At 60.8% G+C, this 13,645-nt stretch carries 9 protein-coding genes; 4 read left to right on the forward strand and 5 right to left on the reverse strand.

The window, feature by feature from the left end; all coding sequences use genetic code 11:
* The first annotated feature begins 220 nt into the window (after positions 1-220).
* Positions 221-565 carry a YggL family protein gene (locus JFT58_RS10955; RefSeq protein ID WP_003193255.1) on the forward strand — a complete coding sequence of 115 codons (345 nt, stop codon included), beginning with the start codon at positions 221-223 and terminating at the stop codon, positions 563-565.
* 37 nt (positions 566-602) lie between these two features.
* Here JFT58_RS10955 and JFT58_RS10960 read toward each other — a convergent pair whose 3' ends face one another.
* Positions 603-1,793: a benzoate/H(+) symporter BenE family transporter gene (locus JFT58_RS10960; protein WP_019820510.1), complete on the reverse strand. Its 1,191-nt coding sequence runs from the start codon at positions 1,791-1,793 to the stop codon at positions 603-605.
* 222 nt (positions 1,794-2,015) lie between these two features.
* Here JFT58_RS10960 and JFT58_RS10965 point away from each other — a divergent pair, with 222 nt between their 5' ends.
* Positions 2,016-2,780, forward strand: coding sequence for a GntR family transcriptional regulator (locus JFT58_RS10965; RefSeq protein WP_198834381.1), 765 nt, complete (start codon positions 2,016-2,018; stop codon positions 2,778-2,780).
* 151 nt (positions 2,781-2,931) lie between these two features.
* Here JFT58_RS10965 and guaD read toward each other — a convergent pair whose 3' ends face one another.
* The 4 genes from guaD to xdhA all read right to left on the reverse strand — a co-directional run bounded on the left by guaD (position 2,932) and on the right by xdhA (position 9,021).
* Complete coding sequence (guaD, locus tag JFT58_RS10970) at positions 2,932-4,236, reverse strand: guanine deaminase (protein WP_034128375.1); 1,305 nt, start codon at positions 4,234-4,236, stop codon at positions 2,932-2,934.
* A 12-nt stretch (positions 4,237-4,248) separates the two neighbouring features.
* Complete coding sequence (gene xdhC, locus JFT58_RS10975) at positions 4,249-5,088, reverse strand: xanthine dehydrogenase accessory protein XdhC (protein ID WP_054898614.1); 840 nt, start codon at positions 5,086-5,088, stop codon at positions 4,249-4,251.
* 65 nt (positions 5,089-5,153) lie between these two features.
* Entirely contained in the window at positions 5,154-7,580 is a 2,427-nt protein-coding gene (gene xdhB, locus JFT58_RS10980) for a xanthine dehydrogenase molybdopterin binding subunit (RefSeq protein WP_034128377.1), read from the reverse strand.
* Complete coding sequence (gene xdhA, locus JFT58_RS10985) at positions 7,573-9,021, reverse strand: xanthine dehydrogenase small subunit (RefSeq protein WP_054898613.1); 1,449 nt, start codon at positions 9,019-9,021, stop codon at positions 7,573-7,575. Before xdhA ends, xdhB begins: the two co-directional genes overlap by 8 nt.
* A 280-nt stretch (positions 9,022-9,301) precedes the next feature.
* On the opposite strand from xdhA, the gene JFT58_RS10990 reads away from it, so the two are divergent.
* Entirely contained in the window at positions 9,302-9,961 is a 660-nt protein-coding gene (locus JFT58_RS10990) for a GntR family transcriptional regulator (RefSeq protein WP_034128379.1), read from the forward strand.
* Positions 9,962-9,963: 2 nt separating this feature from the next.
* On the forward strand, positions 9,964-13,452 hold the full coding sequence (smc, locus tag JFT58_RS10995) for a chromosome segregation protein SMC (protein WP_103299604.1): 3,489 nt from the start codon (positions 9,964-9,966) through the stop codon (positions 13,450-13,452).
* Positions 13,453-13,645: the final 193 nt, after the last annotated feature.

Consider the following 13,645-nt stretch of genomic DNA (forward strand, 5'->3'; position numbering starts at 1 on the left):
CTGCTGAGGAGGGTGAAAAAGGCGAGGGGTACGGAAGAAAATCCCTCATTGGTCACGAAAGTATCGGCATTATGCCCCAAGCTGGCGCTGCTTGTAGCTGAACGATAGCCGCTAATTGCGGTTTTTTTGCGCGCATTTGCCCGTCGGTCCCAGAGAGTCGGGCAATTGCCGCCTTAAACTGCTAAAGTGCCGCCCGTTAATACTTATGAGGATTGTTCCAATGGCGACTAACCGTTCCCAGCGTCTGCGCAAAAAACTGTGCGTTGATGAATTTCAAGAGCTGGGTTTCGAACTGAACCTGGACTTCAACGAAGGCCTGAGTGAAGAAGCTATCGACGCTTTCCTCGAAGCATTCATCAAAGAAGCCATGGAAGCCAATGGCCTGGGCTATGTCGGCGGCGATGACTACGGTCTGGTTTGCCTGCAAAAGCGTGGCTCGGTCTCCGAAGAGCAGCGTGCTGCGGTCGAAGCCTGGCTGAAAACCCGTTCCGAGCTGACCAAGGCTGAAGTCAGCCCGTTGCTGGACGTGTGGTATCCGGAAAAGCCGATCAACGCGGCTAAGTGATACTGAAAAAAACGGCGACCTGAGGGTCGCCGTTTTTTTATGCCTTGCGCCAATTCAGAATCAGCAGCGTCAACACCCCCGCCACAATCCCCCAGAACGCCGACCCGATGGAAAACAACGTCAAGCCTGACGCCGTGACCATAAAGGTAATCAGCGCCGCTTCCCGTTCCTTCGGCTCATTCATGGCGATGCTCAAGCCATTGATGATCGAGCCAAACAACGCCAACGCCGCAATCGACAGCACCAGTTCCTTGGGCAGGGCTGCGAACAATGCTGCCAGCGTGGCGCCGAATACCCCGGCAATCCCATAGAACACCCCACACCACACCGCAGCGGTGTAGCGCTTGTTGCGGTCTTCATGGGCGTGCGGCCCGGTGCAGATCGCGGCGCTGATCGCCGCCAGGTTGATGCCGTGGGAGCCGAACGGTGCCAGCACCAATGACGCCAGGCCAGTGGTAGTGATCAACGGCGACGCCGGCACGGTGTAGCCGTCGGCTCGCAGCACGGCTACGCCGGGCATGTTCTGCGAGGTCATGGCCACCACGAACAGCGGAATGCCGATGCTGATGGTCGCCGCCAGCGAGAAGTGCGGCGTCGTCCAAACAGGCGTCGCCACCTCCAGATGAAAACCGCTGAAATCCAGCAGCCCCATCAGCCCTGACAAGGCGGTACCGATGAGCAAGGCGGCCAGCACGGCATAACGCGGCGACAGGCGCTTGATGATCAGGTAGGTGAAGAACATCCCCAGCACCAGCCCGGTACGATGCTGGGCGGCGACGAAAATCTCGCTGCCGATCTTGAACAGGATTCCCGCCAACAGCGCCGCCGCCAATGACGCCGGAATCCGCTTGACCAGCTTCTCAAAGCTGCCGGTCAACCCGCAGAGCGTCACCAGTACCGCACAGGTGATGTAGGCACCGATGGCCTCGCCATAGCTCACGCCGCCCAGGCTGGTGATCAGCAGCGCCGCGCCAGGGGTGGACCAGGCGATGGTGATCGGTGTGCGATAGCGCAGGGACAGGCCGATGCTGCACACCGCCATGCCGATGGAAATCGCCCAGATCCACGAAGAAATCTGCGCCGTGGTCAAGCCGGCGGCCTGGCCGGCCTGGAACATCAGCACCAGGGAGCTGGTGTAGCCGGTCATCATGGCGATAAAGCCGGCGACGACGGCCGACGCAGAAGTGTCGGCCAGTGGGCGCAAGGGCGCTTGGGTGGCGTCGGTCATGGAGAGGTGTTCCTTATTGCCGGGAATTTGCCGCTGGCGGCTCTGATTCAAGCCTAAACTCAAACGTAACGAGTCATTGCAATACAGCCGAGCCCGCAAACAGCCGTACAGTGTGTTGGCGCAGTGGGTTGTGTACAATGTGCGCTGTTTTTAGGTGATACTTGCCAGCGACACGCTGTTGCCGTATTACCGTTAATTCGCCGTTCTCAAACCCGAGTGCCCATGAACGAACAGTTGCAACCTCTCAAGAAACAACCGCGAGCCGGCAAGGCCGGTCGCAGCGGAACCCAGGACGATATCGTCTATGCGCATATCTTCGAGGCGATCCTTGAACAACGCCTGGCGCCCGGAACCAAATTGAGTGAAGAGGCACTGGGCGAGATCTTCGGCGTGAGCCGCACCATCATTCGCCGCGCGCTGTCGCGCCTGGCCCATGAAAGCGTGGTACTGCTGCGGCCCAATCGCGGTGCGGTGGTTGCCAGCCCAAGCGTTGAAGAAGCACGCCAGGTGTTCATGGCCCGGCGCCTGGTGGAGCGGGCGATCACAGAATTGGCGGTGCAGCACGCCACGGCCGAGCAGTTGGCCGAGTTGCGCCAGATGGTCAACGACGAGCGAGACAGCTTCTCGCGCGGTGACCGTGGCGCCGGTATCCGTCTCTCTGGCGAGTTCCACTTGAAGCTGGCCGAAGCCGCGAAGAACGCGCCGCTGATCAGCTTCCAGCGCAGCCTGGTGTCCCAGACGTCATTGATCATCGCCCAGTACGAAAGCGGCAACCGCTCGCACTGTTCCTACGATGAGCACGCCCAGTTGATCGACGCGATCGAAGCCCGGGATGCGACGTTGGCGGTGAACTTGATGATGCATCACATGGATCACATCGACAGCAAGCTCAACCTCGATGAAGAGAGTGCGTCGGATGATTTGCATGCGGTGTTTTCGCATCTTTTACAGACTAAAAAACCTGGGCGCTCGTCTGTAAAGTTGTAAACCCAATCAAATGTGGGAGCGAGCTTGTGTGGGAGCCGGGCTTGCCCGCGATGCAGGCGCCGCGGTGTATCAGTTACACCGCGGTGATGCTATCGCAGGCAAGCCAGCTCCCACACAAGCCAGCTCCCACATTGGTTGTATGTAGCTTGAATCAGCGCTGGTGCACCAGTTGCCCGGCTGCATAGGTTTGCAACACCGTCCGGTCATCCCCCAACGTCATCAGCACAAACAACGTCTCGGCAATGTTATTGGCCTGTTTCAGGCGATAGCTCAGCAGCGGCGTGGCGTTGTAATCCAATACCAGGAAGTCTGCATCGGTACCCGGCTGCAACGTGCCGATCTTGTCTTCCAGGCGCAGCGCTCGAGCGCCGCCCAGGGTTGCCAGGTACAGCGACTTGAACGGGCTCAAGCGCGCACCTTGCAGCTGCATGACCTTGTACGCTTCGTTGAGGGTTTGCAGCAGCGAGAAGCTGGTGCCGCCACCCACGTCGGTGCCCAGGCCCACGTTCAAGTTGTGTTTCTCGGCCATCGGCAGGTTGAACAACCCACTACCGAGGAAGAAGTTCGAAGTCGGGCAGAACGCCACCGCCGAACCAGTCTCTGCCAGCCGTGCGCATTCGTCGTCGCACAGGTGTACGCCGTGGGCAAACACCGAGCGCTCGCCGAGCAGCTTGTAGTGGTCGTAGACATCCAGGTAGCCGTTGCGCTCCGGGAACAGCTCATTGACCCACTCGATTTCCTGCTTGTTCTCGCTGATGTGGGTCTGCATGTATAAATCCGGGTACTCGCCCAGCAGCTGACCGGCCAGCGTCAGTTGCTCCGGCGTGCTCGTAGGGGCGAAGCGTGGCGTCACCGCGTAATGCAGGCGCCCCTTGCCGTGCCAGCGCTCGATCAGCGCCTTGCTTTCCTGGTAGCCGGATTCGGCGGTGTCGGTCAGGTAGTCCGGCGCGTTGCGGTCCATCATCACCTTGCCGGCGATCATGCGCAGGTCGAGTTTCTCGGCCGCTTCAAAGAATGCATTCACCGATTGCGGGTGCACGCTGCCGAACACCAGCGCTGTGGTGGTGCCGTTGCGCAGCAGTTCCTTGATGAAGATATCGGCGACTTCTTCGGCGTGAGCCTTGTCGGCAAACTGGCTTTCACAGGGGAAGGTGTAGGTGTTGAGCCAGTCCAGCAACTGCTCGCCATAGGCGCCGACCATACCGGTCTGCGGCAGGTGGATATGGGTGTCGATCAAGCCAGGGGTGATCAGCGCGTCCTGGTAATGGGTGATGTCGATATCGGCGGGCAGGCTCGGCAGCAGGTCGCTGGCGTGCCCGAGGGCACTGATCTGGCCGTTGTCGATCACCAGTAGGCCGTCCTCGAAATATTCATAAGAGGCTTCGATCCCCACGATGGCAGGGTCGGCGATGCTGTGCAGGATGGCGGCACGGTAGGCTTTGCGAGTCAAAGGCATGATCGTCTCAATTCAGATAGCGTGGCTGCGGCGCGAAGCCGGCAGCAGTTTGGCAATAGGTTCGGCGCCGGCAAGATGCTGGCCGAAATTGGCGTTATAGGTGGCGATGATTTCACCGGCGATGGAGATGGCGATCTCCACCGGAAGCTTGCCCTTGACCTCGGGGAGGCCCATGGGGCAACGCATGCGTTGCAACTGCGCGGCGTCAAAGCCGCGATCACGCAGGCGGTGTTCGAATTTGACCCGCTTGGTTTTCGAGCCGATCAGGCCGAAGTAGGCGAAGTCGTTGCGCTTGAGCAGGGCGGCGGTCAGTTCCAGGTCCAGCGCGTGGTTGTGGGTCATGACGATGCAGTAGCTGCCTGCAGGCAGGTCGGCAATTTCGTCGACCGGCTCTTCGCTGACAATTTTACGCACGCCTTCGGGGATGTGCTGCGGGAATTCCTGCTCGCGGGAATCGATCCAGCGCACCCGGCAGGGCAGACTCGCCAGCAATGGTACCAACGCACGGCCGACGTGGCCGGCGCCAAACACGGCGATGTGCGCTTGCGCCTGGCCCATGGGTTCGAACAGCAGCACGGTCACGCCGCCGCAGCACTGGCCCAGGCTGGCGCCGAGGCTGAAGCGCTCCAGATGGGTGTTCTGCTGGCCGCGCACCAGCATGTCCCGGGCGATCTGCATCGCCTTGTATTCCAGGTGCCCGCCGCCGATGGTGTCGAAGGCGTGCGCGGCGCTGATGACCATCTTGGAACCGGCGTTGCGCGGGGTTGAGCCGAGTTCTTCGATGATGGTGACGAGCACGCAGGGTTCGCCCTGGTTTTGCAGGGTGGCGAGGGCGCTGATCCAGTTGTCCATGTCTACCTCCAGTCAGATCGTTCCCACGCTCCGCGTGGGAATGCATACCGTGACGCTCAGCGTCACTAGAGCGGACGCACAGCGTCCAGGGCGGCATTCCCACGCGGAGCGTGGGAACGATCAACAGCCTTTAGCGCCCGCAACTGCCGCATCTGTTCACACCCCCACAACACCCGCTCGGGCGTGGCCGGCGCATCGATCCTGGGCTGCTGGCGATAGTCAGCCAAGCTCGCTACCGCATCCTTGATCGCACACCACGAAGCAATCCCGAGCATGAACGGCGGCTCGCCCACGGCCTTGGAATGGAACACCGTGTCCTCCGGGTTCTTGCGGTTCTCTACCAGCTTCACCCGCAGGTCCAGCGGCATGTCGGCCACGGCCGGGATCTTGTAGCTGGCCGGGCCGTTGGTCATCAGCTTGCCCTTGTTGTTCCACACCAGCTCTTCCATGGTCAGCCAGCCCATGCCCTGGATGAAGCCGCCTTCCACCTGGCCGATGTCGATGGCCGGGTTCAGCGAAGCGCCGACGTCATGCAGGATGTCGGTGCGTAGCATCTTGTATTCACCGGTCAGAGTGTCGACGATCACTTCGCAGCAAGCCGCCCCGAAGGCGTAGTAGTAGAACGGTCTCCCGCGTGACTGGCTGCGGTCGTAGAAAATTTTCGGGGTTTTGTAGAAACCTGTGCTGGAGAGCGATACCTGGGCGAAATACGCCTGCTGGATCAACGCCTCGAAGCTCAGGATCTGCTCGCGCACGCGCACATGGCCGTTGCGAAACTCCACGTCCGCCTCGCTTACGTCGTACTTGCGCGCCGCAAACTCCACCAGGCGCTGCTTGATGGTTTCGGCCGCATTCTGCGCGGCCTTGCCGTTCAGGTCGGCGCCGCTGGAGGCAGCGGTGGGCGAGGTGTTGGGTACCTTGTCGGTGTTGGTGGCGGTGATCTGGACGCGGTCGATTTCGACCTGGAATACCTCGGCCACGACTTGCGCGACCTTGGTATTCAAGCCCTGGCCCATCTCGGTGCCGCCGTGGTTCAGGTGGATGCTGCCATCGGTGTAGATATGGATCAGCGCGCCGGCCTGGTTGAGGAAGCTGGCGGTGAACGAAATACCGAATTTCACCGGGGTCAGCGCCAGGCCTTTTTTTAGGATCGGGCTGTGGGCGTTGTACAGGCGGATTGCTTCGCGGCGCTCGGCATATTGGCTGCTGGCTTCCAGTTCGGCGGTCATTTCTTCGAGCATGTTGTGCTCGACGGTCTGGTAGTAGTGGGTGACGTTGCGCTCGGTCTTGCCGTAGTAGTTGGCCTTGCGCACCGCCAGCGGGTCTTGGCCCAGATGGCGCGCGATGGCGTCCATTACCTCTTCGATGGCGACCATGCCTTGGGGGCCGCCGAAGCCGCGATAGGCCGTGTTGGAGGCAGTGTTGGTCTTGCAGCGATGGCCATTGACCGTGGCGTCGCCCAGGTAATATGAGTTGTCGGCGTGGAACATGGCGCGGTCGACAATCGAGTTGGACAGGTCCGGCGAACAACCGCAGTTACCCGCCAGTTCCAGGTTGATGCCGTGCAGTCGGCCGTTGTCGTCAAACCCCACGTCGTATTCGATATAGAAGGGGTGACGCTTGCCGGTCATCAGCATGTCTTCGACCCGTGGCAGGCGCATCTTGGTCGGCTGGCCAGTGAGGCGCGCCACCACGGCGCACAGGCACGCCGGGCTGGCGGCCTGGGTTTCCTTGCCGCCAAAGCCACCACCCATGCGGCGCATGTCGACCACGATCTTGTTCATCGACACATCCAGCACTTCGGCCACCAGCTTCTGCACTTCGGTGGGGTTTTGCGTGGAACAGTAGACGATCATGCCGCCGTCTTCGGTGGGCATCACCGAAGAGATCTGGGTTTCCAGATAAAAGTGTTCCTGGCCACCGATATGCAAGGTGCCCTGGATACGGTGCTTGGCGCTTGCCAGCGCAGTGGCCGAATCGCCGCGCTGGTGGGTGTGGCTGTCGAGCACGAAGTGCTTGTTGCGAAACGCCTCGACCACATCCAGTACCGGTTCCAGGTCTTCATATTCGATCACCGCCGCCATCGCCGCCTTGCGTGCGGTCTCCAGGTCGCGGGCGGCCACGGCCAGTACCACCTGGCCCACGAACTGCACGGTGTCGATGGCCAGCAGCGGGTCGCCGGGCATCAACGGGCCAATGTCTTTCAGTCCCGGTACGTCTTCATGGGTGATGGCAATGCGTACGCCGTCGAAGGCGTAGCAGGGCGCGGTGTCGATGCTGATGATCCGGGCATGGGCGCGGTCGGACATGCGCGCATACAGGTGCAACTGGTTGGGAAATTCCAGGCGGTCGTCGATGTACTGCGCTTCACCGCTGACGTGCTTGGCGGCGCTGTCATGCTTGACGCTGCGACCTACCCCGGTGGTGAGGTCCTGGGCAAAGAGTGCGGCAAGTTCAGCCTCGGTTTTTACCACGGCGTGATGGTTAGACATAAGCGGTCACCCGAGTCTCGATGTGCGGCGTTTGCAGTTCGATGAAGTATTTGCGCAGCAGGTTTTGCGCGCTGAGCAGGCGATATTCCTTGCTGGCGCGGAAGTCCGAGAGTGGGGTGAAGTCCTGTGCCAGGGCGGCGCAGGCTTTCTCGACCGTGGCCAAGTTCCAGATGGCGCCCACCAACGCGGCCTCGCAATTTTTTGCGCGTTTTGGTGTGGCGGCCATGCCTCCGAAGGCAACGCGAGCCGCGCTGATCACACCGTTGTCGATGTTCAGGTTGAACGCTGCGCAAACCGCGGAAATATCGTCGTCCAGGCGCTTGGACACCTTGTAGGCCCGGAACAGCGTGTGGCCCTTGGGCACGATGATGGTCTCGATGAACTCGCTGTCCTGGCGCGCAGTGACGCGGTAGTCGATGAAATAGTCTTCCAGCGCCAGGGTGCGGCGGGTGTTGCCTTTGCACAGTACGATCTGCGCGCCCAGGGCAATCAGCAGCGGCGGCGAATCACCAATCGGCGAAGCGTTGCCGATATTGCCGCCCAGGGTGCCCTGGTTACGAATTTGCAGGGAGGCGAAGCGCTGCAGCAGTTCGCCGAAGTCCGGGTATTCGTGGTGCAGCGCGGCGTAGCAGTCGGAGAGGGCGGTGGCCGCGCCGATTTCCAGGCGGTCGTCGAACTGCTCGATGCGCTTCATGGCTTCAATGTTGCCGACGTAGATCATCACCGGCAGGGTGCGGTGGAACTGGGTGACCTCCAGCGCCAGGTCAGTGCCGCCGGCCAGCAGGCGGGCTTGCGGGTAGGCGTCATAGAGGTCGGCCAGGTCGGCGACGGTCAGTGGCACCAGGCAGCGCTTGTCACCGCTGTTGAGTTCACCGGTTTGCGTCGGCGCGATGGCTTTGAGGCTGGCGATGGTTTCAGCCTGGCGGCTGTCGAATTGATCCTGGGGTTTGTTGCAGCAGGCCTGTTCGGCGGCGGCGAGGATCGGGCGATATCCGGTGCAACGACACAGGTTGCCGGCCAGGGCTTCATGGGCTTTCTGGCTGTCGGGTGCATCGCTGTTCTTTTGCAGGGCAAACAGCGACATCACAAAACCTGGGGTACAAAAGCCGCACTGCGAACCGTGGCACTCGACCATGGCCTGTTGCACGCTGTGCAGTTGGCCCTGGTGCTTGAGGTCTTCGACGCTGATCAGTTGTTTGCCGTGCAGTGACGACACGAACGTCAGGCAGGAATTGAGGCTGCGATAACGAATCTGCTCGACGCCTTGCTCGTCGGTGTGCAACTCGCCGACCACCACGGTGCACGCGCCACAGTCGCCGCTGGCGCAACCTTCCTTGGTACCGGATTTGCCCACATGCTCGCGCAGATAATTGAGCACGGTCAGGTTGGGGTCCAGGGCGTGCTCGCTACGGAGTTCCTGGTTAAGTAAAAACTGGATCACGGAAGGCCTCGCAGACTCATTATTGTTGTTAACCGCTTTGCGCCGAATCTAGTCATGTCTGACTTTTCGGTCAATGGTTTTCTGACCTAAGGGTCAAGAAAATACGATCACAACACTTTCAATTATGGTCCAGTCTTCTGGAACCGGCGTTTTTGGCGGCTTACAGGCTTTCAACGTTGCTTATTTCGTGCCAAATTCGCCAAGGTGGGCGTAGCGCCATCAGCGGGCCAATGCGCTACACTGCCGCGCTTGTACCGATAGCAGATTTCGAAGGGAAAACATGACGTTCAAGGCGCCGGACAGTCTCGCCGAGCAAATTGCTCACCACCTCGCCGAACGTATCATTCGCGGCGATCTCATGCCTGGGGAGCGAATCCAGGAACAGAAAGTCACGCTGGCGCTCAACGTCAGCCGTGGTTCCGTGCGCGAAGCTTTGCTGATCCTTGAGCGCCGCCATCTGATTGCGATCCTGCCGCGCCGTGGCGCCCACGTCACCGAACTCACCGCGCACAAGGTGCAGAGCCTGTGTACGTTGATGGGCGAGATGTACATCCTGCTCGGCAATGCGGTTGCCGAAGGCTGGCAGACCCAGGCCGACATGGCGCCGTTTCTGCAGATCCAGCAACGCCTTCAATTGAGCCTGGAGCGTGAGGACATCCGCGCTTTCGTCGAAGAAAGCTTCAATGTGATGCGCGCTGCGTACCCCTTCGCCAACAACCCGTATTTGCAGGAAACCGTCGAAAACCTGCAACCGGCGATGAACCGCGCCTATTACCTGGCGCTGGATCAGCGCAAGGCGTCCATGAGCGAGTTCCTGGCGCTGTTCGAGCAATTGCTCGCCGCAGTACTGGCCCGTGACCTGGTGCAGATTCGCCTGGTGCTCACAGCCTATTGCCAGCGCAGCAGTTCGCTGGTCATCGCAGCCTTGGCGGACGCCTAAGCGTGCGGCTCAAGTGCATCAAGTTGGCGGGGTTCAAATCCTTTGTCGACCCGACCACCGTCAACTTCCCCAGCAACATGGCGGCGGTGGTGGGGCCCAATGGCTGCGGCAAGTCGAACATCATCGACGCCGTGCGCTGGGTGATGGGCGAGAGCTCGGCGAAAAACCTGCGCGGCGAGTCGATGACCGACGTCATCTTCAACGGCTCCACCAGCCGCAAGCCGGTGAGCCAGGCCAGTATCGAACTGGTATTCGATAATTCCGACGGCACCCTGATCGGCGAATACGCAGCCTACGCGGAAATTTCCATCCGTCGTAAAGTCACCCGCGACAGCCAGAACAGTTACTTCCTCAACGGCACCAAGTGTCGCCGTCGCGATATCACCGATATCTTCCTTGGCACTGGCCTGGGCCCGCGCAGCTACTCGATCATCGAGCAGGGCATGATCTCCAAGCTGATCGAAGCCAAGCCCGAAGACCTGCGCAACTTTATCGAAGAAGCGGCTGGCATCTCCAAATACAAGGAGCGCCGCCGCGAGACTGAAAACCGTATCCGCCGCACCCACGAAAACCTCGCCCGGCTGACCGACCTGCGCGAAGAGCTGGAGCGCCAGCTCGAACGCCTGCACCGCCAGGCCCAGGCCGCCGAGAAGTATCAGGAATACAAGGGTGAAGAGCGCCAGCTCAAGGCGCAATTGTCGGCCCTGCGCTGGCAAGCATTGAATGACCAGGTGGGCCAGCGCGAAGCGATTATTGGCACCCAGGAAGTCAGTTTTGAAGCGCTGGTGGCCGAGCAGCGTAATGCCGACGCCAGCATTGAGCGCTTGCGTGACGGCCACCATGAGTTGTCCGAGCGCTTCAATCTGGTGCAAGGCCGCTTCTATTCGGTGGGCGGTGACATTGCCCGGGTCGAGCAGAGTATCCAGCACGGCCAGCAGCGTTTGCGCCAGTTGCAGGATGACTTGAAGGAAGCTGAACGCGCGCGCCTGGAAACCGAATCGCACCTGGGCCATGACCGTACCTTGCTGCTGACCCTGGGCGAAGAGCTGGACATGCTCACCCCCGAGCAGGAAATCACCAGCGCCGCCGCCGAAGAAGCCGCCGCCGCCCTGGAAGAATCCGAAGCCACCATGCACGGCTGGCAGGAACAGTGGGACGCCTTCAACCTGCGATCCGCCGAGCCACGCCGCCAGGCCGAGGTGCAGCAGTCGCGCATCCAGCAGTTGGAAACCAGCATGGAACGCCTGGCCGAGCGCCAGCGTCGGTTGCAGGAGGAGCGCGTATTGCTCGCTGCCGATCCGGAAGACGCGGCGATCATGGCGCTGAGCGAACAACTGGCCGAAAGCGAAATGACCCTGGAAGAGCTGGAGGCCAGCGAAGAACAGCAAGTGGAGCGCCTGGAGCAACTGCGTCAGCAATTGCACACCGCGACCCAGGCGCAGCAGCAAGCCCAGGGCGACTTGCAGCGGCTCAATGGTCGGTTGGCTTCGTTGGAAGCCTTGCAGCAAGCCGCGCTCGACCCAGGCACCGGCACCGCCGAATGGCTGCGCGACCAGCATTTGGCCGAGCGCCCGCGCCTGGCCGAAGGCTTGAAAGTCGAAGCCGGCTGGGAACTGGCGGTGGAAACCGTGTTGGGTGCCGATCTGCAAGCGGTGCTGGTAGATGATTTCGGCGGCTTCGACCTGGCCGGGTTTGCCCAGGGCGATTTGCGCCTGCTCAGCCCGGCGCCCGAGGGTGCACGGGTGCCGGGCAGCTTGCTGGACAAGGTCGAGGCGGCGATGGATCTGTCGCCATGGCTGGGCCAGGTCAGGCCCGTGGAGACCCTTGAGCAAGCCTTGGCCCAACGCGGCCAATTGGCGACCGGCGAAAGCTTGATCAGCCGCGATGGTTATTGGGTCGGCCGCCACTTCCTGCGCGTGCGCCGCGCCAGTGAGGCGGAAAGTGGCGTATTGGCCCGTGGCCAGGAAATCGTCAACCTGAGCGCCGAGCGTGAAGAACGCGAAGCCACACTGGAAAGCCTGGAAACCGAACTGCAAACCCTGCGCGCTACCCAGCGCCAGCAGGAAACCGGCCGCGAACACCTGCGTCGGCTGTTGCAGGACGAAGCGCGCCAGCAAGGCGAGTTGAAAGCCCAACTTTCCGCGAGCAGAGCCAAGGTCGAGCAATTGACCCTGCGCCGCACCCGTCTTGACGAAGAAGTGGCCGAGATGGGCGAACAGCGCGCCCTGGAACATGAACAGATCGGTGAAGCGCGCCTGCACTTGCAGGAAGCCCTCGACAGCATGGCCCTGGACACCGAACAGCGCGAGTTGCTGCTGGCCCAGCGCGACAGCCTGCGCGAGCGCCTTGACCGCGTGCGCCAGGAAGCCCGGCAGCACAAGGACCACGCCCATCAGTTGGCCGTACGCCTGGGCTCGTTGCGCGCCCAGCATGATTCCACGCGCCAGGCCCTTGAGCGCCTGGAGATGCAGTCCGAACGCCTGACCGAAAAGCGCGAGCAACTGAGCCTCAACCTGGAGGAGGGCGAGGCGCCGCTGGAAGAGCTGCGCCTCAAGCTTGAGGAATTGCTCGACAAGCGCATGACCGTCGATGTCGAACTCAAGACCGCCCAGATCGCCCTGGAAGACGCCGACCGTGAACTGCGCGACGCCGAAAAGCGTCGCACCATGGCCGAGCAGCAATCGCAGTTGATCCGCGGCCAGCTCGAACAACAGCGTATGGAATGGCAAGCCCTCACCGTGCGCCGCAAGACCTTGCAAGACCAATTGCTGGAAGACGGCTATGACCTGCACGGCGTGCTCAACACCCTGACCGCCCAGGCCAACGAGAAAGACGCCGAAGAAGAACTTGAACGGATTGCCGCACGTATTCAACGCCTGGGCGCGATCAACCTCGCCGCTATCGATGAGTACCAGCAGCAGTCCGAGCGTAAACGTTATTTGGATGCCCAGGACGCCGATCTGGTTGAAGCCCTGGACACCCTGGAAAACGTGATCCGCAAGATCGACAAGGAAACCCGCAACCGCTTCAAAGATACCTTTGATCAGATTAATGGCGGTTTACAGGCGTTATTCCCAAAAGTTTTCGGTGGTGGCAGCGCCTACTTGGAACTGACGGGCGAAGATCTACTCGATACAGGGGTAACGATCATGGCGCGGCCTCCGGGCAAGAAGAACAGCACCATCCATTTATTGTCTGGCGGCGAAAAAGCCCTGACCGCATTGGCCCTGGTATTTGCCATCTTCAAGTTGAACCCGGCGCCGTTCTGCATGCTCGACGAAGTTGACGCGCCGCTGGATGACGCTAACGTTGGACGCTACGCTCGGTTGGTCAAAGAGATGTCCCAGACCGTGCAGTTCATCTATATCACCCACAACAAGATCGCCATGGAAATGGCCGACCAGTTGATGGGGGTGACGATGCATGAGCCTGGATGTTCGCGATTGGTAGCGGTGGATGTGGAAGAGGCGATGGCGATGGTGGAATCCTGAGCCACGCCGGGAGAGAGAATTTACAGCACGCTGTAGGGCGATTTACCGGTCTGGGGAAAGTGGCAAATGGACATATTTGTTCAAGGCATTTTGACAGACGGTGTAAAGTTATCTTTGGTCGTGCTAGTTTAATGTCAATTTTTCGTGTGCGTGGGCAAAACGTCAGTCAGAACATAGAGTTGGCGCCACGTTT

This window comes from Pseudomonas sp. MF6767, assembly GCF_016405475.1.
GTDB lineage: Bacteria > Pseudomonadota > Gammaproteobacteria > Pseudomonadales > Pseudomonadaceae > Aquipseudomonas > Aquipseudomonas paracarnis.

Bases quoted from the DNA above. Each gene is read 5' to 3' on its own strand.
- guaD (WP_034128375.1), bottom strand. From the start codon at position 4,236: ATGCCTTTGACTCGCAAAGCCTACCGTGCCGCCATCCTGCACAGCATC.
- JFT58_RS10965 (WP_198834381.1), top strand. From the start codon at position 2,016: ATGAACGAACAGTTGCAACCTCTCAAGAAACAACCGCGAGCCGGCAAG.
- JFT58_RS10990 (WP_034128379.1), top strand. From the start codon at position 9,302: ATGACGTTCAAGGCGCCGGACAGTCTCGCCGAGCAAATTGCTCACCAC.
- JFT58_RS10955 (WP_003193255.1), top strand. From the start codon at position 221: ATGGCGACTAACCGTTCCCAGCGTCTGCGCAAAAAACTGTGCGTTGAT.
- JFT58_RS10960 (WP_019820510.1), bottom strand. From the start codon at position 1,793: ATGACCGACGCCACCCAAGCGCCCTTGCGCCCACTGGCCGACACTTCT.
- xdhB (WP_034128377.1), bottom strand. From the start codon at position 7,580: ATGTCTAACCATCACGCCGTGGTAAAAACCGAGGCTGAACTTGCCGCA.
- xdhC (WP_054898614.1), bottom strand. From the start codon at position 5,088: ATGGACAACTGGATCAGCGCCCTCGCCACCCTGCAAAACCAGGGCGAA.